Origin of the sequence: Rudanella lutea DSM 19387, assembly GCF_000383955.1 — a bacterium.
In the GTDB taxonomy this organism is placed as follows: domain Bacteria; phylum Bacteroidota; class Bacteroidia; order Cytophagales; family Spirosomataceae; genus Rudanella; species Rudanella lutea.
This window is the reverse complement of record NZ_KB913013.1, coordinates 5,588,220-5,609,842: the sequence shown is the minus strand read 5'-3', so window position 1 is coordinate 5,609,842 and position 21,623 is coordinate 5,588,220. Positions and strand designations below refer to the sequence as shown.

15 protein-coding genes are annotated in these 21,623 nt (G+C 53.4%); 8 read left to right on the top strand and 7 right to left on the bottom strand.

The features are described from left to right. The first annotated feature begins 104 nt into the window (after positions 1 to 104). Positions 105 to 1,268, top strand: coding sequence for an exo-beta-N-acetylmuramidase NamZ family protein (locus tag RUDLU_RS0123020; RefSeq protein WP_044129648.1), 1,164 nt, complete (start codon positions 105 to 107; stop codon positions 1,266 to 1,268). A 60-nt stretch (positions 1,269 to 1,328) separates the two neighbouring features. Here the strand turns inward: RUDLU_RS0123020 and RUDLU_RS0123015 are convergent, their stop codons facing one another. Beyond that, positions 1,329 to 2,831 (bottom strand): malate:quinone oxidoreductase, encoded by a 1,503-nt coding sequence (locus tag RUDLU_RS0123015; protein WP_019990798.1) that lies wholly within the window; start codon positions 2,829 to 2,831, stop codon positions 1,329 to 1,331. Between the two features lie 138 nt (positions 2,832 to 2,969). On the opposite strand from RUDLU_RS0123015, the gene guaA reads away from it, so the two are divergent. Beyond that, the gene (guaA, locus tag RUDLU_RS0123010) at positions 2,970 to 4,502 is read left to right on the top strand and encodes a glutamine-hydrolyzing GMP synthase (protein ID WP_019990797.1); all 1,533 of its coding nucleotides are present in this window, start codon (positions 2,970 to 2,972) and stop codon (positions 4,500 to 4,502) included. A 102-nt stretch (positions 4,503 to 4,604) separates the two neighbouring features. Here the strand turns inward: guaA and miaA are convergent, their stop codons facing one another. Continuing rightward, a complete protein-coding gene (gene miaA, locus RUDLU_RS0123005) occupies positions 4,605 to 5,504 on the bottom strand; it encodes a tRNA (adenosine(37)-N6)-dimethylallyltransferase MiaA (protein WP_019990796.1) in 900 nt (299 codons plus the stop codon). Positions 5,505 to 6,130: 626 nt separating this feature from the next. Between miaA and RUDLU_RS0123000 the strand changes: the two genes are divergently transcribed. Both RUDLU_RS0123000 and RUDLU_RS0122995 read left to right on the top strand, forming a co-directional pair. After that, on the top strand, positions 6,131 to 6,442 hold the full coding sequence (locus RUDLU_RS0123000) for a winged helix-turn-helix transcriptional regulator (RefSeq protein ID WP_245581705.1): 312 nt from the start codon (positions 6,131 to 6,133) through the stop codon (positions 6,440 to 6,442). Between the two features lie 71 nt (positions 6,443 to 6,513). Further along, positions 6,514 to 7,095 carry a hypothetical protein gene (locus tag RUDLU_RS0122995; RefSeq protein ID WP_157580367.1) on the top strand — a complete coding sequence of 194 codons (582 nt, stop codon included), beginning with the start codon at positions 6,514 to 6,516 and terminating at the stop codon, positions 7,093 to 7,095. A gap of 74 nt (positions 7,096 to 7,169) precedes the next feature. Here RUDLU_RS0122995 and RUDLU_RS0122990 read toward each other — a convergent pair whose 3' ends face one another. Both RUDLU_RS0122990 and RUDLU_RS0122985 read right to left on the bottom strand, forming a co-directional pair. After that, the gene (locus tag RUDLU_RS0122990) at positions 7,170 to 7,982 is read right to left on the bottom strand and encodes an outer membrane beta-barrel protein (protein WP_019990793.1); all 813 of its coding nucleotides are present in this window, start codon (positions 7,980 to 7,982) and stop codon (positions 7,170 to 7,172) included. 63 nt (positions 7,983 to 8,045) lie between these two features. Next, complete coding sequence (locus tag RUDLU_RS0122985) at positions 8,046 to 9,383, bottom strand: SGNH/GDSL hydrolase family protein (RefSeq protein WP_019990792.1); 1,338 nt, start codon at positions 9,381 to 9,383, stop codon at positions 8,046 to 8,048. Between the two features lie 211 nt (positions 9,384 to 9,594). Here RUDLU_RS0122985 and lysM point away from each other — a divergent pair, with 211 nt between their 5' ends. Beyond that, positions 9,595 to 10,068 (top strand): peptidoglycan-binding protein LysM, encoded by a 474-nt coding sequence (lysM, locus tag RUDLU_RS0122980; RefSeq protein ID WP_019990791.1) that lies wholly within the window; start codon positions 9,595 to 9,597, stop codon positions 10,066 to 10,068. A gap of 84 nt (positions 10,069 to 10,152) precedes the next feature. Here the strand turns inward: lysM and RUDLU_RS0122975 are convergent, their stop codons facing one another. Next, on the bottom strand, positions 10,153 to 10,950 hold the full coding sequence (locus RUDLU_RS0122975; protein ID WP_019990790.1) for a DNA/RNA non-specific endonuclease: 798 nt from the start codon (positions 10,948 to 10,950) through the stop codon (positions 10,153 to 10,155). A gap of 203 nt (positions 10,951 to 11,153) precedes the next feature. Here RUDLU_RS0122975 and RUDLU_RS30315 point away from each other — a divergent pair, with 203 nt between their 5' ends. Both RUDLU_RS30315 and RUDLU_RS0122965 read left to right on the top strand, forming a co-directional pair. Continuing rightward, positions 11,154 to 13,688 carry a tetratricopeptide repeat protein gene (locus tag RUDLU_RS30315; protein ID WP_044129647.1) on the top strand — a complete coding sequence of 845 codons (2,535 nt, stop codon included), beginning with the start codon at positions 11,154 to 11,156 and terminating at the stop codon, positions 13,686 to 13,688. Between the two features lie 662 nt (positions 13,689 to 14,350). Then, positions 14,351 to 15,469: a fasciclin domain-containing protein gene (locus RUDLU_RS0122965; RefSeq protein WP_019990788.1), complete on the top strand. Its 1,119-nt coding sequence runs from the start codon at positions 14,351 to 14,353 to the stop codon at positions 15,467 to 15,469. 61 nt (positions 15,470 to 15,530) lie between these two features. On the opposite strand, the gene scpA is transcribed toward RUDLU_RS0122965, so the two are convergent. Then, positions 15,531 to 17,687 (bottom strand): methylmalonyl-CoA mutase, encoded by a 2,157-nt coding sequence (gene scpA / locus RUDLU_RS0122960; RefSeq protein WP_027303319.1) that lies wholly within the window; start codon positions 17,685 to 17,687, stop codon positions 15,531 to 15,533. A 31-nt stretch (positions 17,688 to 17,718) separates the two neighbouring features. Next, positions 17,719 to 18,873: a serine hydrolase domain-containing protein gene (locus RUDLU_RS0122955; RefSeq protein WP_019990786.1), complete on the bottom strand. Its 1,155-nt coding sequence runs from the start codon at positions 18,871 to 18,873 to the stop codon at positions 17,719 to 17,721. 200 nt (positions 18,874 to 19,073) lie between these two features. Here RUDLU_RS0122955 and RUDLU_RS0122950 point away from each other — a divergent pair, with 200 nt between their 5' ends. Beyond that, positions 19,074 to 21,590, top strand: a complete 2,517-nt coding sequence (locus tag RUDLU_RS0122950; RefSeq protein ID WP_019990785.1) for a TonB-dependent receptor — start codon at positions 19,074 to 19,076, stop codon at positions 21,588 to 21,590. Positions 21,591 to 21,623: the final 33 nt, after the last annotated feature.

Sequence of the window (21,623 nt, the reverse complement as noted above, 5' to 3'; positions counted from 1 at the left end):
CTCAGGGGCAGTTACCGTTATTTGTGTGTCCGCCTATTTGCACCCGATATTTGCGCCCCGGCTGCGTGCGTATATCCCAGCCAAGCCACGTTATTTACTTCGTTATGCGTTTTTTATCCCTACTCTTGCTGGCCTGCATCTGTTTCGCAGGCTCAACCTTTGCCCAGATTCAGACGGGTGCCGACCAAACCAACCTGTACGTACCGTCGCTCAAGGGAAAACGGGTAGGTATGGTGGTCAACCACACGTCGGTCATCAAACGGGCCGGCGGCTACACCCACCTCGTGGATAGCCTACAGGCACTTGGCCTTACCATCAAAACGATATTTGCCCCTGAACACGGCTTCCGGGGACAGGCCAGCGCGGGCGAAAAAGTAGATAACAGCCGCGACGCCAAAACGGGTATCAGCATTGTATCGCTCTACGGCAAAAACTACAAGCCTACCCCCGCGCAGCTCGACTCACTCGACGTACTTCTGTTTGACATTCAGGATGTAGGTGCGCGGTTTTATACCTACATCAGCACCATGCACTACGCCATGGAAGCGGCCGCCGAAGCCGGTAAGCCGTTTATCGTACTCGACCGCCCCAACCCCAATGGGCACCTCGTTGATGGCCCCGTGCTCGACCCGGCGTTTAAATCGTTTGTCGGAATGCACCCCATTCCGGTGGTACATGGCCTGACCGTAGGCGAGCTTGCGGGTATGATCAATGGCGAAAAATGGCTGGCGGGAGGACGTCAGGTGAGCCTCACCGTGATTCCGGTTAAAAATTACACCCATGCTACGCCGTACGAGTTACCTATTGCCCCCTCACCCAATCTGCCCAATCTCCAGTCGATTCTACTGTACCCGTCCATTTGCTTTTTCGAAGGAACCGTGGTCAGCGTTGGGCGGGGCACCGACAAGCAGTTTCAGGTAATTGGCTCACCAAACCCTAAAAACGGTCGGTTTCAGTTTACTCCTACCGATAAGCCCGGTGCCGTGAATCCGCCCAACGAAGGACAGCTTTGCTACGGCCTCGACCTGACCCAGGTAAACGCCCGTAAGCAGGGGTTCACGCTCAAGTACGTGATCGACTTCTACGAAAAGGCCCCCGAAAAAGACAAGTTCTTTCTTAAGGGCAACTTTATTGATAAGCTGTACGGCTCCGATCAATTGCGCAAACAACTGATAGCGGGTGTCAAAGAGTCGGCTATCCGCAAAAGCTGGGAGCCCGCCTTAAGTCAGTATAAAGCCAAACGAAAGGGGTATTTGTTGTATAAATAAGGAGGAAGGGAGGAAAGGAGGAAAGCAGTCTGACTCCCTTCTCCTTTCCTCCTTTTCTCCCTATTCTTCCAACCCCAACACTTCGCCAGTGCGTTCGCGGATCTGACGGGTTAGTTCGGGGTCTTTAGCGAGCGAACGACCGTAGCTCGGTATCATTTCTTTGATTTTTTGCTGGTTATCCTCCCGGATAATTCGGTCGGGGAAGCAGCGGTTGAGCAGGTCGAGCATAATCGAGACGGCGGTAGAGGCTCCCGGCGATGCACCAAGCAAAGCGGCAATCGAGCCGTCGGCCGCGCTCACAATCTCCGTTCCGAACTCCAGCACGCCCCCTTCTTCTTCGTCTTTTTTGATGACCTGCACCCGCTGCCCGGCTACTTCAAGTTCCCAGTCCTCCATTTGGGCATTCGGAAAATACTCGCGTAGCGCAAAGAGCCGATCTTCGGGCGATTGCATAACCTGCTGAATCAGGTAGCGGGTCAACGGAATATTGTGCAAGCCCGCCATGAGCATTGGAGCCAGATTGGCCATTTGAATCGACTTGGGTAAATCCAGGTACGAGCCATTTTTCAGAAACTTGGTCGAGAAGCCAGCGTAGGGCCCAAACAGCAACTCCCGCTTTCCGTCAATCAGGCGGGTATCGAGGTGCGGCACCGACATAGGCGGAGCTCCCACCGACGCTTTACCATACACCTTGGCCTCGTGCTGTTCGATAATGGCGCGATTGGTGCACTTAAGCCACTGCCCGCTTACGGGGAAGCCGCCGTAGCCGCGCCCCTCCGGAATATCTGATTTTTCGAGAAGCCGTAACGAACCGCCCCCGGCCCCGATAAATACAAACTTAGCCTGTACATCGCGCTCCCGGCCGGTTTCGAGATTCTCAACCCGCACTTTCCAGCCACCCATTGTTTTGGATCGCCACAACTCCCGCACATCATGGTTGAAATGCATGGTAACGCCGTCGAGCTGCATGAGCCGTTTGAACATGTTGCGGGTGAGCGCACCAAAGTTCACATCGGTCCCCATATCCATGCGGGTCGCGGCTACGGGTTCGGCCGGGTCACGGCCTTCCATCACAAGCGGAATCCAGTTGGCAATGGTTTTGGGATCTTCGCTGTAAGCCATACCATGAAACAAATGACACTGCTGCAAGGCCTCGAATCGCCGACGCAGATAATCGACATTGTCTTTCCCCCACACGAAACTCATGTGCGGAATACTACGGATGAAATCGGGGGCATCTTCCAGAAATCCCTGTTCGACCAGGTACGCCCAGAACTGTTTCGACACCTCAAACGACTCGGCAATCTTTACCGCCTTACTTGTTTCAACCGTGCCGTCTTCGCGTTCGGGCGTGTAGTTGAGTTCGCAGAAGGCCGAGTGCCCGGTGCCCGCATTGTTCCAGGCATCGGAGCTTTCGGCGGCCGCCCGGTCCAGACGTTCGTAAATTTCAATGGTTATACTCGGTTGCAACTCCTTGAGCAACACACCGAGCGTTGCACTCATGATACCCGCCCCGATCAGCACGACATCGGGGGTTGAAGCTGGTTGTTTTGGGGCAGCCATTCGCCTATTTTGATTTATTTCCGCAAGCGGTTGAGTAGCCTGATTATTCCTTCAATAACCATTCTTCTGCCGCTTTTGTAGCATAGGCTGTGATTTTTCTTCTAAAAGGCTCTATTTTTGCACCTTAGAAACCGAAGCATGGCCACCGAGCAAATTCTTATTCTGGATTTCGGTTCGCAATACACCCAACTCATCGCCCGACGGGTTCGCGAACTGAATGTCTATTGCGAAATCCATCCTTACAACAACATTCCAGCCATCACGCCCGACGTTAAAGGAATCATCCTGTCGGGCAGTCCGTGTTCGGTCCGCGATACCGACGCCCCGATGGTCGACCTGAGCCGGTTCCGGCAGCACTTCCCGGTATTGGGTGTGTGTTATGGTGCACAACTGCTGGCCCAAACAAGCGGAGGAGAGGTAAAAGCCTCCAGTATCCGGGAGTACGGCCGGGCTAAACTGGGCACCGTAGAAACAACCAACCGACTGATGCAGGGAATCGACCCGCACTCGCAGGTCTGGATGTCGCACGCCGATACGATCACGCAGGTCCCCGATTCGTTCCACATCATTGCCTCAACCGAAACGGTCCGCGTGGCTGCTTTTCAGGTTACGGGCGAAGAGACGTACGGCATTCAGTTTCACCCCGAGGTGACGCACTCACTACAGGGAAAGCAGTTACTGCACAACTTTGTCGTTGATGTGTGTGGCTGTAAGCAGGACTGGACCGCCGATTCGTTTGTGGATAGCACCGTGGCCGATTTGAAAGCCAAACTGGGCAACGACAAAGTAGTGATGGCGCTCTCGGGCGGTGTCGACTCGTCGGTGGCCGCCATGTTGGTACACCGCGCCATCGGGCAAAACCTGTACTGCATTTTTGTCGACAACGGGCTGCTCCGTAAAGATGAGTTTGCGAGCGTACTGGAGAGCTACCGTACGCTGGGCCTAAACATTAAAGGGGTCGACGCCAAGGAGCAGTTTTACACCGCACTCGCCGGTCTTACCGACCCCGAAGCGAAGCGGAAAGCCATTGGCAAGACGTTTATCGACGTTTTCGACCAGGAGGCTCACTTGCTTGAAGATGTCGTGTGGCTGGGTCAGGGCACCATATACCCCGACGTAATTGAGTCGGTTTCGGTCAAAGGCCCCTCGGCCACGATCAAGTCGCACCACAACGTGGGTGGTCTGCCCGATTTCATGAAACTGAAAGTCGTGGAGCCGCTCAATACCTTGTTTAAGGATGAGGTGCGGGCCGTGGGTCGGTCGCTTGGGTTGCCACAAAATATTCTGGGCCGTCACCCATTCCCCGGTCCGGGTCTGGCGATTCGGATTCTGGGCGACATCACCCCCGAGAAAGTAGCTATTTTGCAGGAAGTCGATTATCTATTTATCGACGGTCTTCGCCGGTACGGCCTATACGATCAGGTTTGGCAAGCCGGTGCCATGTTGCTCCCGATTCAGTCGGTGGGTGTTATGGGCGACGAGCGTACGTACGAGCGAGTTGTTGCTTTACGAGCCGTAACCAGCGTGGACGGTATGACCGCCGACTGGGCCCATCTCCCCTACGAGTTTCTGGCCGACATCTCCAACGAGATTATAAACCGGGTCAAAGGCGTTAACCGGGTTGTGTACGATATATCGAGCAAACCACCCGCTACCATTGAGTGGGAATAATACGTAGTAGGCAGTAATTAGTGGCATTGGGCAGTGGCAGTAAGCAGTAGCTGACCGCACCGGCGGACCGGCAAGAGTACTGCCTACTGCCACTGCCCACTGCTACTGCCTACTACTTACAAGAGAAGCAATTTTATCGACGTCGTTCGGGCTAAACCACGCATAATTAGCTCGGTGCCTGAACCAGGTCAGTTGCCGTTTAGCGTAGCGCCGGGTATTGCGTTTGAGCAGAAACACCATTTCGTCGTAGTCGTAGGCGCCATCGAAATAACCAAATACCTCCTGATACCCCACCGTACGCAGCGCCAGGTGATCTCGGTAGGGCAATAGACTCCGTGCCTCGTCGACGAGCCCAGCCGCAAGCATGGCATCCATGCGGGCGTCGATGCGAGCGTATAACTCCTCCCGGGGTCGGTCGAGGGCACAGAGAATAATCTCGAACGGGCGCGGGGCCACCTGCTGCCGCCGGAACGACGAAAACGGCTGCCCGGTCCCCAGGCACACCTCCAAAGCTCGTACTACCCGCTGTGTATTTTGCAAATCAGCCTCGGCTGCGTACACCGGATCGAGTTGACGCAACTCCTGCTGCAGAGGTTCGAGCCCCTCGGATGCGACCCGAGCCATGAGCCCGTCACGAATGGTGCCATCGATAGGCGGAATATCGTCAAGGCCAAAACAAAGCGCGTCGATATATAAGCCCGTTCCACCGGTCAGAATCACTACATCGTGTTGGTTGAAAAGCCCATTGAGCAGGGTCAGGCACTCACGTTCGTAGCGCCCCGCGCTGACCACCTCCTGTATGGAGTGTGAATTGATAAAATGATGCGTAACCCCGTCCATCTCGGCCCGAGTCGGTTTGGCCGTACCGATATTCAGTTCGCGATATAGCTGCCGGGAGTCGGCCGATACAACGTCGGTTTGTAATTTTTTGGCCAGGCGAACACACAACTCTGTTTTTCCGACGGCGGTGGGTCCGGCAATGACCAGCAACGTTTTTTTCACAAATGATTTACCTTTTCCGCAAAGGTACGGGTCGGACGGTTTGCCTTTTCATCTAAGTACCGGTTCCCTGTAATTTGCCTCACGAACGAAACAATTATCTACCAAAACTATATAGATTACTGGCACTATTCTGGTTCAACTACCGTTATGGAAGCAGGTCAGGAAACAAGTCTAGAAAGTATGAAGAATTTGATATTCATCGGATTAGTTACGCTTCTCAACGGCTGCAACCCCACCACCAATGAACGTAACGGAGCAACCGCTCCATCGGCACCCGTTGAAAAGGAATACGGAGATTCGGCCCGTTCACCTGTCTTGACTGACTCCGTAGCTACTGATATACGTTAATTCGAAATTAATCGCCACCATTTACTTTATTCGGAGGTTTGCAATTCAATGATATAACATCTTTCTTTGGTTAAGTTGTTTTGCTATCTAAAGTGCTATTTATGCGAAATAAGTACTTAAAATAGCATTTTACAGCTTGATATAACAAATGAGGATTTATATTTGCTTATTCGCACAACCCCTTACAAATCAGTAACTTACACACAAAAAAGTTAGTAAAAAGGATTTTCTAGGTGAATTGTCCAATTGAAATGAAAGACAGTAATCGTGATGTGACTATGGCTGAACGGGATCAGCTGGTTCTGAGAAGAACACTTGATATTATCTGCGGGAAATGGCGACTTTTTATTCTGCTCAATCTTGGTGAACATACCCGGCGCTACGGCGAACTTCGGCGCATGATGCCCGACGTGAGTGAAAAGGTACTCATTCAGGAGCTGAAATCGCTGATTTCACTTGGGGTGCTGGAGAAAGAGTCGTTTAGTGAGGTTCCCCCCCGTGTTGAATATCGGTTAACCACCAAAGGCCGCGGAATTCTGCCTCACCTGAATTCCCTGCACTTGATTGGAGCGCCTTTTATGGAAGACTGATACGGTTCAGTTATTCGCTTCAACTAAATTATATGCGATGACGTTACTTGAGTGTACGTCATCGCTTTTTTATGCCCGTCATCCTGGTTTTAGTATGCACCGTCGTCTTGTCTCTACTCCGCCCATCCCTGCCGGAGCAGAGCCCGATTGTGTTTTCTAAACAGTTGACTTTCAATATTTACAACTTTCAGATAACCACGCTGGATACAGGTACAAGCTCAGAAGTAGCCATTCAGGCCCGGCGAGGAAGCCTGTTGCTCACCGCTTTTCGCTTACCCATCGACGGTATTGTGGTGGGAGCCGATGTGGCGGATCTGGATAGCAATCGGTTTCCCGAAATCTATATTTATTTGCGCAGCACTGGTACAGGGTCATTTGGGCGGGTGGTCGGCTGGCAGTTTTTACCCGACCGGCGCGTCGATATTTTACCTACCGAATGGCCTATGCCGGCGACATCCGGCTATATGGGGCATGATAGCCTATGGACTGAATCGTATATCCTATGCCGTAAGTTTCCGGTCTATGCCTCAGGCGATGCGAATGCCTACCCGACCGGAGGTGTACAAATGGTGCGTTATCGTCTAAAACCTGCCGGACAGGTTTACGTGTTGGAACCGGAAAAAAGTGATACCAAAAAAGAACAAGGAGGCTGACACCGGGGCCAACCTCCTTGTCTGTAAAGGCAATACACCGTCTGTACGGCATTGACCTCATTGCGTGATTCAGACTAAAATGCCGCGTACCCGATTGTCAGGCTGGCAATTCCCAGAAACCCCTTGATTTCGGTATTTTTGTAAACGCCCCCAACCGGTACCGCATACCGCAGGTCTACGTCCATTCGGCGCGTGGGCGACACCCCTAAGCCGAACTCAAGCGCATAGGTAACGTCTTTCACTTCCAGATCGGCGGCTTCGAAACGGTTGAGCAGATTCGTTTGGCTCGTAGTGAGTGGAATCTCTCGCTGCGGAAATCCAATCGTTTTGTTTTCGTTTAGTCGGCCGCTCGTATTCCGAATCGCCTGCGCATTGGTCACAAAAATGAAGTTTGGTCCAAAATAGGCCCGCACTTTATCGTTCAGCAGGCGACGGCCGAGCAGAATTGGCACATTGACCGATTTCAGCGTCGACTCCGAAGTAGCATTCAACGTGGCATTAACCAACCCAGGGGCCACGCTGATGGGGAGGGCATTGACCAACGACGGGTTGGCATTCACATCGAGCGTGACATCGGCAACCTGCTTGAGCACAAACATATTGTAGGTCACCTCGGCCTGAATATACCCTTTCCGCATATTTTTCCGAGCAAACAATCCAGCGGTGTAGCCGTAGCCAATGCCGTTGTTGTTATTGGTAATTTCGGGGACCTGCACGTTGGCTATCGCCGTGGGCAAGGCGGGTATCACGGTATAGCCGTGGGTGGCTGTTCCGCCCACTTTCAAACCATATTGTATGTCTTTGAACAAACCGCCCGTGTTTTGCGCCCAGGCAGCCGTCGAAACCAGCAACAGACCCGCTGCCAGCAGTTTTTTAGGTGTATTCATAAAGAATGAGGTCTAAAAGATTTCGCAGGGAGGCATACCCAATCGGGGTAGCTCCGCCTGAACTTAAGGCTGCAACAGCACCCGACGGTACCGGCTCGCGTTCAGGGTCGGAATCGTTGATTTGTATTTCGCGTTGATGGTATTAATAATGTCGTTGGCCGTCAGCGCGTAGCCGGCGGGGGTCAGGTGAACCCCATCAAGGCTGAAAATTCCGCCTTGCACAAACGTGGTATTGTATGTCACGCCGTTTTCGGTAATCCCTTGCTGGGCACGGGTCAGCAACACGCCGGGGTCCAGGTACGCAATATTTTTGGCTTCGGCTCCCGTTTTCATAGTTTGGTTAAACGCAGCGATGCGGGCATTGAGCAACGTCACCTCTTCGGCATCGAGCACAAACTGCGAGGGTAGCGGGTTCGTAGCCGATAGCCCGTAGGGTCCGCGACCTGTACCTGCCGAGGTTGATCCGATTTTGTTGTATTCACCCGAAATGAACGGCTGTAGTAACAGCAGATCACCGGACTTGGTAGCGCGTACGCCACCCGGAGCCGCCGGCGACTGAATCACCAGCGCCGTGATTGACGGCGTGCCGGGAGCCTGCTGCTGAACAGCCGCATTCACCTGCGCCAACAGTTGAGGCAATGTTACCGTGGTAAAGAAGGGCACCACCGAAACCGGCGGAATCCCGATTACAATACCCTTGCGGTTGTTTTCAGTTAGTTTGTTGAGCATGGCCGTGTAATTCGTATTGAAAACGGCTTCGTCGGTCAGGGGCGATACCCCGCCAGAAGTTGCATACCCCAGGGCGTCGTTGTTACCCAACCAGCAGCTAAAAAACGTAGCCCCGTTGAGATTATCGCTCACGTATTGCAGATACGTTGTGGTCGAATTATCGGGCAGTAACCGCTCGAAAAACGCGTTGCCCTGTACACTTCCGTAACCCGGCCGCTGAATGTCGGCCATACGGATACCCGGTACGCCCAGGTTCTGATTTGCTCCGCTGTACTTAGTCAGCAGCAGTTGGCCACCCGTAGTTTGACCACCGCGGGCCGCCCCCGGCAACACAATTCCCGTAGTAGGCGTCAGGCTGGTCAGCTTCAGATAACCCGAACCATTTGCCTGAGCCTCGGCAAACAACGGCTGTACAAACTCGCCCCCTCCTGCCGTTTTAAACTGGCCTGCCAGCAAAGCCGGATATGAGCTCAGCTGCCCCTCACGGTACAAGCCCCCATCCTGGTAGCCAGCCGTGAGCGAGTTTCCTACGGCTACATACTTCGTAAAGTCAGCTTCGCCCCGAGTTGGGGTAGGTAACCCGGCATTTGGGTCAATATCGTTGGAACAAGCCGACACACCCAACAGAGTGCCCAGCACCAGCCCCCATCGTAACTGTTTGTTATTTACCATCTTAAGTAAATTAAACAATGGAAAAATTATACTTTCATGTAAAAGAACGCAAAAGTACCCGTTTCTGGGCTTTCAGAATCGATTTTGTATAAATATTCAGATTAACGGAAGGTTAATAAAACGATACGGATGAGCGTACGGGGTTGACTTTTAAAAGCGATTTCTGTTCTTTGCCCCGTTAACTCATGTTTCACATTAATCTATAAAAACGATGGGTCTATTAAATTTTTTTAAAGGCGTTGGTGAGAAAATCTTCGGCAAAGAGCACGAAGCGCCAGCCGCCGAGCCCGCCAAACAAGCTGAAGTTGAGCCCCTGAAAGCACAGGCGCTGCTCAACCACGTGAAGCAACTTGGCTTAGCCTACAACAAACTGACGGTTAAAACCAAAGGCGATACGGTGATTCTGGAAGGGGAAGTGAAAACCCAGGAAGATGCCGAGAAAATTGCGTTGGCTGTAGGTAACGTTGAGGGCGTTCAGGTGGTAGACAATCAGCTGGAAGTTGCCGACCCAACCCCAGAAGCACGTTATTACACGGTTAAAGAGGGCGATTCGCTGTCAAAAATCTCGAAAGAGGTGTACGGTGATCCCATGAAATACGGCGTCATTTTCGAAGCCAACAAACCCATGCTCAAAGATCCTGACCTGATTTACCCAAATCAGGTACTGCGGATTCCGCAATTGTAAAAAGGAAGGGAAAGGAAGAAGGGAGGAAAGGAAAAAAGGGAAATTAGCTCTCCCTTCTCCCTTTCCTTCCTTCTCCTTTTCTACCTAATTCACTCCCCCATCAATCCGGCTTTCGAGTATTTGTTGCAACTCGGCAGGCAGATTCGACAGGAAATCGTAGCCGGTACGGCGCTCCAGATCATCGATACTGAGGGTGTATGCATACCAGGGCTTATCGGCGGCCGTTTGCCGGTTCGGAATATTTACCGCAATCACCCGGGTATTGCTGTTGATCCGTTGCAGATCATTAGACCCCACGGGCAGCACAACAATTACTTTCCAGAGCGAGGCCGGCACAGTCAGCTTACCATCGGCCAGTTTACTTGCTTCTCCATTTGCCCCGGTGCCGCCCGTACCGCTCGTACCAGCCACGATATACAGTTCATTGTTGCCGTTGAGCAGATTCCGGCAATAATCTTCAAGCTCTTTCCACACTTCGCGGTTATGTCGTGGAGCTTCTGGCACGATATTGGTCAGTAAAAACGTAGCACTGTTGTCCTCCGCTGATCCGTCGCGGTCGTCGGAAGGACAAAGATGCCCCCGGTCGAAACCGGTGTTGGTGTAATCGGCCGTCTGGATGATAGGCCAATCGCGCGGGAGGGTGGCATCGGCCCGAAAATCGTTGCCTCGGCGAACGGTTCCTTTCCAGGCAGTGCTCAGGTGCCAGCTTACCCAGTTGGCAATACCCCGACGGCGATTGTACGAGAGGGTATAAGCCGACTTGATCATGAGGTAATTGTTAGGGTCACCCACCGATGCACCACTCGGATTGCCCATGGCCAGATTATCGTCGCGGGTGGGTTGTGTGTTGTTGGTGGTCGATCCGCCGGGTTGCGGAATCATGGTTCGGCAACCCTGATTAAGACTTAACAGCAATGCCGTTGCCAGAACAAGACCGAAATGAGTTGAGTAACAAATTGCTTTTTTTAGCATCCTTTTTGAACTTTACAGGGGTTAAACTGTGCCTCTACCTCAACGGGCGTTGAAATGCTTCACTCGCTCGTTGCATACCAATAGACTGAATACTCGTACTTTTTCCTTTTGTCATGTCGAAAAAAAAGCAGCCTTCTTCGTCAAGACCTGCCCCTAACTCAACGCCGAACGCCCGCCCTACTCCGCCCCCGCCAATTCGGGTCGGCGGTACCGCAGCAACGGCTCCACGCCCTCAATCGACGTTTGTGAAGCCTACGCCCCCCAAAGCGGCCGCTCCATCGGAGCCGGAGGTTTCGTTGCCGATTCCAACCCGGCCCGTTGCCTGGTGGCCCCCGGTGGTGTTGGCCCTTGTCGGCTTTTTGCTCTACGTCAACACGTTCAATCACGGATACGCCCTCGACGATATTGCGGCCATCAGCCAAAACTTATTCGTGAAGGCCGGTCTTAAAGGGATTCCCGATCTCCTTCGTACTGAATTCTGGCACTTCAGCAATATCTCGCTCGGGTATTACCGTCCGCTATCGCTGATCACGTTTGCCATTGAACACGAATTTGCCGGTAGCAACTCCGGTCTGAATCACCAGATCAACACGATTCTGTACGCCATTATCGGTTTGGTACTGGGTATGCTGCTGCAAAAATGGTTTGTACAGCCTGCCAAACAAACTACCGATGGCCTAGCTATTGAGGGCGCACAGCCCAACCGCACGGGGCAAATCATTACGGCTTTACTCATTGGTCTGATTTTCATAGCCCATCCGGTTCATACCGAGATTGTCGCTAATATTAAAGGGCGCGACGAAATTTTGAGCTTCCTGTTTATTTCGCTCATGTTACTGTTTCACTGGCGTTACCTCGAAACCAATCGCTGGGGCTGGATCAAGCCCGATGCGCGGCTGGCAGCCGGGGCAGTGGTTAGCCTTATTGGTGGTTTACTCGGTGGTTCACTGGTGTGGGGTATCATCGGGAAAGACAGCGTGAGCCTTCCCAATCAGATCGAAGCCGGTGTTAACCTGCTCGAAATTTTCCGCATTGCCGCAGCGGGTGTACTGGGCAGCTTGCTGGTAACGGCGGGGCTGTCAGCGCAGTACTCGAAGAAAGTTGGTACGCAGGAATTGTGGTGGAATAACCCCGAGATCAATGCTAAACTCACAGGCGTTGCTCTGACTACCGTTGCCGCCGTAATTGGGGCCGTCTTTATGGCGAGTACGCGGGGGATTCCCGAGATTACAACCGGTAAGGCAATCTGGATTGGTCTGGGCGCGGCAACAGGTAGCCTCCTCGTGACAAGCTGGCTCGGTTTGGCCTGTGCCTCTCTTTACTTCGCATTTCTTTCGAAAGAGTCGTCTATTGTCAGTATCGCCTTTATCCCGGCCGCACAGTATTTCTTTGCCCGGCGCAACATCTGGCGGTCACTGCTGAGTTTGTGGCCATTCCTGATCGTAGCCGCCTTGTTCTTCTACCAAAAGTTACAAATGATTGGTACGTTGAGCGGCAAACCTCCTGTCGACTGGGCCAACTACCCTTACGCTATCGAAGGTACGCAGATACGGAGTACGTTTAAGTTCTTTGCGTATTACCTGAAGCTGCTGTTTCTGCCGCACCCGCTCGTGTATGATTATTCGTACAACGTGATTCCGTCATCGAAAGGCACGCAGACCATGCTCGTAGTAACAGGCCTGATTCTGATGCTCGGCCTGATTTACCTTACCATTAAGGGTTTCTTCCGCAGGACGGTCTGGGGTTTCGCCTTGTTCTGGTTCTTCGTGGCTATGGCGCCGGGTCTGGGCTTTATCTGGATGCGGGGTGGTATCCTGGCCGAACGTTTCCTGTTTGCCGCCGTGTTGGGCTTCGCTATCGTTGTGGTTTGGGGCCTGCAACAGCTTTTTGCGAAAATACCGGCCTTAGCAGCTACCCAATCCGACGCGTCGGGAGCCTCTACCCCTCGCCCGGTACTGGCTCAGTACGCTCCGCTGATTGCCTTGCTGACAGTGGTGCTGGGGCTGTATTCGTTCAAGACCGTAACGCGCAACGAAGACTGGAAAAACAACTTCGTGCTGTTTAACTCTGCCTTGCCCTACTCGCCAAGTAGCTGTCAGGTACAACGGCACGTGGCCAACGAATGGATTGAAAAAGGGCTGAAAGACCGGGCTAAAGCCGATTCGATTGCCAACGCGACCAATGCAGCTGTGGTTAAACTGACAGACAACCAAAAGAGGGCTGACATGGTAAAAAAAGCGCAGGTGCTCATTGATACCAATGTGGCCGCAGCCAACAAGCACGGCCGGTGGGCCCTCGATCACCTGAAAGAAGCTACGCAGATTTATCCGGGCTTTGGTGAGGCTTATTTCTCTATGGCTTACGTGTTTCAGAAAATTATTCCGAACCGCGACTCGGCTGTGTATTACTACAAGCAGACGATCCGGGCGGCCAATGCGTATGCGCCAGCCTACAACAACCTCGGGGTTATTTACCAAAACGAAGGCGGTGCTGACCGCCGGAAGCTGGAACTGGCCTCGTACTACTACAACAAGTCGATTGAGGTAAACCCGGCTTATATCGACGGGCGCAACAACCATGCAGCCTTGAAAAAAGCGACCGGTATTGATGTTAAAGTGCTGCCGCAGCAAATTATTGATTCGTATTAAACCCGGTCTGGTAAAATCAGCGCCCGGCTGACCTAAGCGGAGTCACTTGACCGAGTGGCTCCGCTTTTTTTGTTGCAGCAACTTAACGTGAATTACGGAATGGCTTTTCGTAACTGATTGTTTGATAGTTAGTTGCTGACACATAGGGCTGCTTCTGCGTTCTGATTCGACGGGCTCAGCCTGACTGGGGACTCTTAAGTTTGTGGTCAGACGGGTCCCGGCGGGGAACCGCGCGTCTGCTATTTTCCATAACTCACGTAGCTTATTATTTGGGCTTCCAAAAACCTGACGCGAGAGTACAGGTACAAATATAATTTTCCCGGGAACAGCCCCTTTTTGATCTTAGCTATGTAGGCCACTCGCTCAAAAATGGGAAGTAACAACGGGGGCTTATCCTCTTATGTCAGCCCTCTATTTTATTAAAAATATACCAGAATAAGATACAAAATTAAATACCTCAATATCAATATTTTACATATCACAAATAAACTAAAATCCACATAAAATACCCATCAACAAAAAACCCTACTAATGTAATACACCCGCCATAAGGTTACTAAAACAATACAACAATCTATTTTTCTGGAGCGTTGGAGCATTAACAGTCCGCCCGGCAACATCGGGCGTATTGGAGTAAACTATATAACAAAACCTCTCAACGTATGAATGTTAAACTTTCTGGTCGCCTGGTTCGCCAAGCCTTAGCGGCCGCTTTACTCAGCACAGCTCCATTCTTGTACAGCTGTAGCAATCAGGTTGTAGACCCCGCCCCAACAACGGGCACCACGGGTCCGGGTTCCGGTACCGTAACAACCCCTGGAACAGGTACAACTACTACCCCGGGCACAGGTACAACCACTACGCCGGGGACGGGCACAAGCACCACGCCAGGTACGGGTACAAGCACTACACCAGGTACCGTGTTCCCAACAGCTACGTATGTAAGTCAACAGGCTAATCTGAACTTCCTGGAAGCTGCTATTGCCCGCGCTGGCTTGACTGATGAGGTCAACAAAGGTGGTATTACGTTGTTCGCGCCGTCCGACGAAGCGTTCCGGGCCGCAGGGTATGCCAGTGAGGCCGCTGTAAGCGCAGCCCCCGTAGCCGATCTGCAACGGATTCTCCGGTACCACATTGTCGGCTCTGTTATTGACCTCCCCGCTTTTCCGACGGCCGTTAACACATCGTACCAGACGGCATTGGCCAACGCCCGACTCACGGTTTATAAGGCGAGTGCTTCGGACATTAGTGTCAACTCTGCCAAGATTACACAGGGTAACAACCCAACGGTAAGCAGCGTGGTGCACATTATCAATCGTGTATTGATGCCACCTACGGCTAACGCTACCGATGTAGCCAAAGCAAACGCTAACCTGTCGTTCCTGGCTGTAGCCGCTGAGCGCGCAGGAACTTCGATCCAGACGATCCTGTCGGGTGATTCGCAAAACGGTGTGACCATCTTCGCACCAACCAACGATGCGTTTAAGGCCGCTGGTTTTGCCGATGAGGCCGCTATCCGGGCTGCAGATCCAAAACGTCTGGCCGACATTCTGTCGTACCACGTTCTGAACTATCGCGCTTTCTCGCAGACGTTCCAGAACGGTGCTGATGTAGCTACCGCCAACGGAGCTACGGTCCGTTTCAATGTTAACAATGGTAAGGTGACCATCCTGGGTAAAGGTAATGGCAACAATGCCGCCAATATCGTAACGCCCGATCAGGTAGCCTCAAACGGGGTTATCCATGTGATCGACCGGTTGCTGTTGCCTACTAACCCGTAAGCAAGTTCTCAATTAGGTAGGTAGTAAAAAAAGGCCCTGTTCGCTTGAACAGGGCCTTTTTTTAGTGCGTTTCGGCCATCAGTTCTTCCAGAATTTTCTGGGCTGCCACGGATATAATCGTACCCGGCCCAAACACGCCCTTCACACCGGCATCGTACAGGTATTGGTAATCGGCCGGTGGAATAACCCCTCCGGCAATCACCAGAATATCCGAACGGCCAATGGTCCGCAGTTCATCGATAAGCTGAGGAACCAGCGTTTTGTGTCCGGCTGCCAGGCTCGACACGCCCACAATATGAACATCATTTTCGGCGGCTTGCCGGGCTACTTCCGCTGGCGTCTGGAACAAGGGTCCCATGTCGACATCGAACCCTAAATCAGCAAAGCTCGTGGCAATCACTTTGGCCCCCCGGTCGTGCCCATCCTGCCCCATTTTGGCAATCAGGATGCGGGGCCGTCGACCATCGAGTTCGGCGAACTGGTTGGCCATTTGGCGGGCAGCCGCAAAGTTTTCGTCATCCGACACCTCGGCAGAGTACACCCCCGACACCGCCCGGATCGTGGCTTTGTGCCGACCAAATGCTTTCTCCATTGCATCTGAAATTTCGCCCAGCGTAGCCCGATACCGGGCAGCCTCAACCGCTAATGCCAGTAGATTAGACGTCATTGAGCCCCCCTGGGTGGGGTTCTTCGCGCCTTCATACAACCGGTCCAACGCTTCGTTTACCATCTGCTCATTCCGCGTGGCTTTGACCTGTTTGAGTCGGGCAATCTGACTCTCCCGAACTGCCTGATTATCCACTTCGAGCAGTTCAATCTCCGTCTCCGATTTAGTTTGGTACCGGTTTACACCCACAATCACATCTTTGCCGCCGTCGATGCGGGCCTGCTTCCGAGCCGCAGCCTCTTCGATTCGTAACTTGGGCAGACCGGTTTCAATGGCTTTGGTCATCCCCCCCAGCTGTTCAACTTCCTCAATAAGAGCCCAGGCTTTTTGCACAAGCTCATGCGTGAGCGTTTCCACATAATACGAACCGCCCCAGGGGTCAACGGCGCGGGTTATGTCGGTTTCGTGCTGTAGGTAAAGTTGCGTGTTGCGGGCAATCCGGGCCGAAAAATCGGTGGGAAGGGCAATGGCCTCATCGAGCGAGTTGGTATGCAGACTCTGGGTTCCACCGAAGGCTGCGGCCAACGCTTCGATAGTTGTCCGGGCCACGTTGTTGAACGGGTCTTGCTCGGTCAGGCTGTAGCCCGACGTTTGGCAGTGAGTCCGCAATGCCAGCGACTTTTTATTCTTCGGATCAAATGATTGCACAATCCGGGCCCACAGCAACCGGGCCGCCCGCATCTTGGCAATTTCCATGAAATGATTCATGCCAATACCCCAGAAAAACGACAGCCGGGGCGCAAAATCGTCGATACCCATGCCCGCAGCCAAGCCCGTTCGGATATACTCCAGACCATCGGCAAGCGTGTACGCCAGTTCGATATGGGCAGGAGCACCAGCCTCGTGCATGTGGTATCCGCTGATGCTGATCGAGTTGAACCGGGGCATGAACCGGCTCGTAAAGGCGAAAATATCACCCACAATCCGCATCGATGGCTCGGGCGGGTAGATGTAGGTGTTACGCACCATGAACTCTTTCAGAATGTCGTTCTGAATGGTACCCGACAGCTTATCGGGCGACACGCCCTGTTCCTCGGCAGCCACGATGTAAAACGCCATCACCGGAATTACGGCCCCGTTCATTGTCATCGACACCGACATCTGATCGAGCGGAATCTGATCGAACAGAATCTTCATATCCTCGACCGTATCGATGGCTACGCCCGCTTTACCAACGTCGCCCACCACGCGTGGGTGATCAGAGTCATACCCTCGGTGTGTAGCCAGGTCAAATGCTACCGACAATCCTTTCTGCCCAGCTGCGAGGTTTCGCCGGTAGAATGCATTGGAAGCCTCTGCCGTTGAAAAACCCGCATATTGCCGCACAGTCCAGGGTTGTCTCACATACATGCTACTGTATGGTCCACGCAGAAAAGGTGGAATGCCAGCTACGTACTCCAGGTGATCGGCCGGGGCGAGGTCAGCCACCGTGAACCGGGGTTTGAGCTTGATTCCTTCAGCTGTGGTTACCGGTACGGTTCGCGAAACGGCCGATTGAGTCGTTTCGGACATTGAAACCGGTGATTGTATAGATGTAAAATCGGGACGCATGGTACAAAAAATACGTTTCGTACGTTGAAAACTACTTCTCCTTTACGGCCGCCAGCACCCGCTTGATCAGCTCATTAGGCGACCCATTGTGCCAACGCCACACAACCACTAAATCATGCTCCGGATCGACCCAGATGGTATTCTGCCCGGCTCCCAGTGCCGCGTAGCTCGTAGCGGGAGCGTCGGGCCACGCTTTTTGTTCGGTATTGAGCCACCACAGATACCCGTAATCGGGTCCGACGGGGCCGCGCGTCGTGGCCTGTTTCACCCAATCGGCAGACACAATCTGTCGGTCGTTCCAGCGCCCCTGCCGAAGCATCAGATAACCAAAACGAGCCTCGTCGCGGGTATTGATCCAAAGACCGCCCCCCCACCGGGTGCCGCCACTTACCGACGGCATTGCCCGCCCCTCGACGGTAGCCACGGCATTCGGGTACGGAATATACTGCCAGGTATCCGATGCTCCAATCGGGTTCATGATTTCGTCGCGGAAAACTTCGGGGATCGGTTTCTTCCAGATCCGTAGCAATGAAAGCGCAAATCGATTGATCCGCACATCGTTGTACTCATAAAATGTACCGGGCTTTTGCAGGGTACGGGGCTTTCGCTCGCCTTTTCCAAATGCCTCTTTACCAACAAAATCGGAATTTTTGCCCCACAGCTCTCCTTCCCACTCACTTGTCTGCCGAACATGGTGCTCCCACGTAACCTGACTATTCTGAGCGGACTCGTAGCCGCCATCCCCAATCCGTTGGCGCACGGGTTCGTCGATACGCCCAATTAACTTCCGGTCGAGTGTGATGCCCAATATCGTAGAGAGCACACTTTTGGCCACGCTATACGTAGGGTCAGCCCGGCGGGTATCGCCCCATTCGGCCACAATGTAGCCGTGCCGGAGCACAATACCATTCGTGGCTGCACGGCTTGTGGGCATGGGGCCAAGCAGCTTTCCGAAAATTTCTTCCTGCGTTGAGAAGTCGGGTGCCATCTGTGTGGTTTCCTGTGTCTTGGCCCAGGAAACAGCCTCGGCTAACCTGGCCGCATCCATGCCAACCTGTTCGGGCTTGCGGGTTGCCCAGGCATTATCCTTTTCCGGAAAATAGGCCGATGAGGAAGCGGATGGCCGCTGACAAGCCACCCCAAAGGCAAGAAGGACAAAAAGATAGGGCCGATAAAGAAATCGCATAGATGAGTTGATGAATTACGGTTGCGGCACGAATATCGGGAATCGGCCCGAAGCTCCTCTTTCCCCACCCGTATTTTTGCGTTCTACCGACTGTAACCAATCAACGGCCCACCTATCCTTATTCAGATTATTTCTAAACAACTGTTGTGGGAAAGCGTTTGACCTTATACTTTTGCATTGTTTAAAATGAGTCTAAAGAAATGCAACTCCGTCAGACAGCACTCCTATATAGTTTTCTTTTACCGTTCATCTCATACACAGCGCCAACGGCACTGGCTAAGTCCTCGGGCACCCCGACCGTTTTTGCCGACGACAACGAAGGCCCTGTAACAACCGGAGGGCTTCAGGGCCAGATTCGTGACCAAAACGGCGAACCAGCCGCCGGTCTGACCATCCAACTGAAAGGTACCGTCCGGGCACTCAGCACCGACGCCAATGGCAATTTCGATTTTCGTAGCCTGCCAACCGGCACATACACGTTAGTTGCTTCGGGCGTGGGTATTCAGCCGCTGGAGCAGAAAGTGGAGGTTCGCCGGTCTGAAACAACGACCCTGACCCTGACCGTTCAGGAAAGCATTCTGCAATTAGCCGAGGTTCGGATTCGGGCAGCAAAGGGACTGCGTGAGCGCGAAACCCTCCCCGAAATAAGCACAACGGCGATTTATGCCGGTAAAAAATCAGAAGTGATTAACCTGGCCGCCCTGGATGCCAACCTCGTGACCAACAACAGTCGGCAGGTATTCAGCAAAACACCGGGCGTGATGGTCTGGGAAAGCGACGGATCAGGTATGCAGGTGGGCGTATCGGTGCGTGGACTCAGCCCGAACCGCTCATGGGAATTCAACGTGCGTCAGAACGGGGTCGACATTAGCTCCGATCCGTTTGGCTACCCCGAAGCGTATTACAACCCACCGATGGAAGCCGTGGAGCGTATCGAACTGGTGCGGGGTGGAGCATCGTTGCAGTATGGGCCGCAGTTTGGTGGCTTGCTCAACTACGTACTTAAGCCAGCCGCGCAGGATAAACCCTTCAGCTTTGAAACCCAGCAAAGTGTGGGAAGCTACGGTATGTTTTCGACATACAACCGGGTGAGTGGTACCTCAGGCCGGTTGCAATACAATGCCTATGTCCATTACCGGCGGGCCGATGGATGGCGGCAGAACAGCCGCTACGGCATTTTCAACGGGTTCGCGTCTATTTCGTACGCCGTGACGAACAAGCTCCGGCTGGGTTTTGAGGTATCGCAACTGTATAATGAAAGCCAGCAACCCGGCGGCCTTACCGACGCTCAGTTTGCGCAGGATGCCCGCCAAAGCAGCCGCGCCCGCAACTGGTTTAGCACGCCCTGGACCGTACCGACCCTCAAGGCCGAATACGCCTTCAGCGACAATACCCGACTGACCGCAACGTTGCACGGACTGATTGGAGAACGCAATAGCATCGGCTTTACATCGGCCATAACCACGACCGACGCTCCTGACGCAACAGGCCAACAGGCTAACCGCCAAATCGACCGCGACCTATACAAAAACTGGGGTGGCGAGGTACGCCTTGTGAGCCGGTACAACTGGCTCGGTCAGCAACATGCACTGGCTACGGGCGTGAAATACTTCAACGGGCACACCCACCGTACACAGCAGGGTCGGGGCGACCGGGGTAGCGATTTTAACCTCGACCTGCAAACCGAACTGTTTCCGCGCGATTTGAGCCTGCGTGTGACCAACGTGGCGGCCTTTGCCGAATCGATGTTCCGCCTGAACAAGCGCTGGACGGTTACGCCCGGTCTGCGGCTCGAATCGCTCCAGAACGACATCAGCGGCCGGTTGAGCTTTGCAGCCAACGGCTCCGAAAATCGGGTTGCTCAGCAGAGTTCGCGTCAGTTCTTACTGGCTGGCATCGGCACCGAATTCAAACTGGCTCAGGATATCAGCCTGTACGCCAACGCGTCGCAGGCCTACCGCCCGGTCCTGTTCTCCGACCTGACGCCAGCCGCCGTAACTGATTTTGTGGTTGACCCTAACCTGCGCGACGCCCGTGGCTACTCGGTTGATGCCGGGGTGCGGGGTAAGTTCCGCAACTACCTCAACTTCGACGTGAGCTATTACTTCGTGAATTACAACGACCGGATTGGTACCCTGTCGCTCGTGAACGAAGCCGGTCGTACGTATCAGTACCGCACCAACATTGGCCGGAGCGTGAGCCGGGGAGTGGAAGCCTACTTGGAGTTTGACCCGATTGTAGCTCTGGCGGGCCGGTCGGCGGTGGGCTACCTGAGCCTGTTTACCTCGCTTGGCTTCACGGATGCCCGCTACCGTAACCTCCGCACGACGAGCGTAACCAACGGACAGGTGAACGAAACCAACCTCCGCGACCGCTTTGTTGAAAATGCGCCCGAATTTATCGGTCGTTTCGGTGTCAACTACTCATACCGGGGCTTCACACTCACAGCCCTAATGAACCGCGTAGGCAAAGCATACAGCGACGCCAACAATACCGAGAAGGCGTCGGCCAACGCCCAAACCGGCCTGATCCCTGCCTACCGGGTGTTCGACCTGTCGGCATCGCTCAATCTGAAAAAACGCTACATCATCCGGGCGGGTGTCAACAACCTCACCGATGAGCGCTACTTTACCCGCCGGGCGGGTGGCTATCCCGGTCCGGGTTTGCTGCCAGCCGATGGCCGCACGGGCTATCTGTCGGTTGGGCTGAAACTGTAGCCGTTCGCTAATGCCGGACGCGCTTTCCTGAAC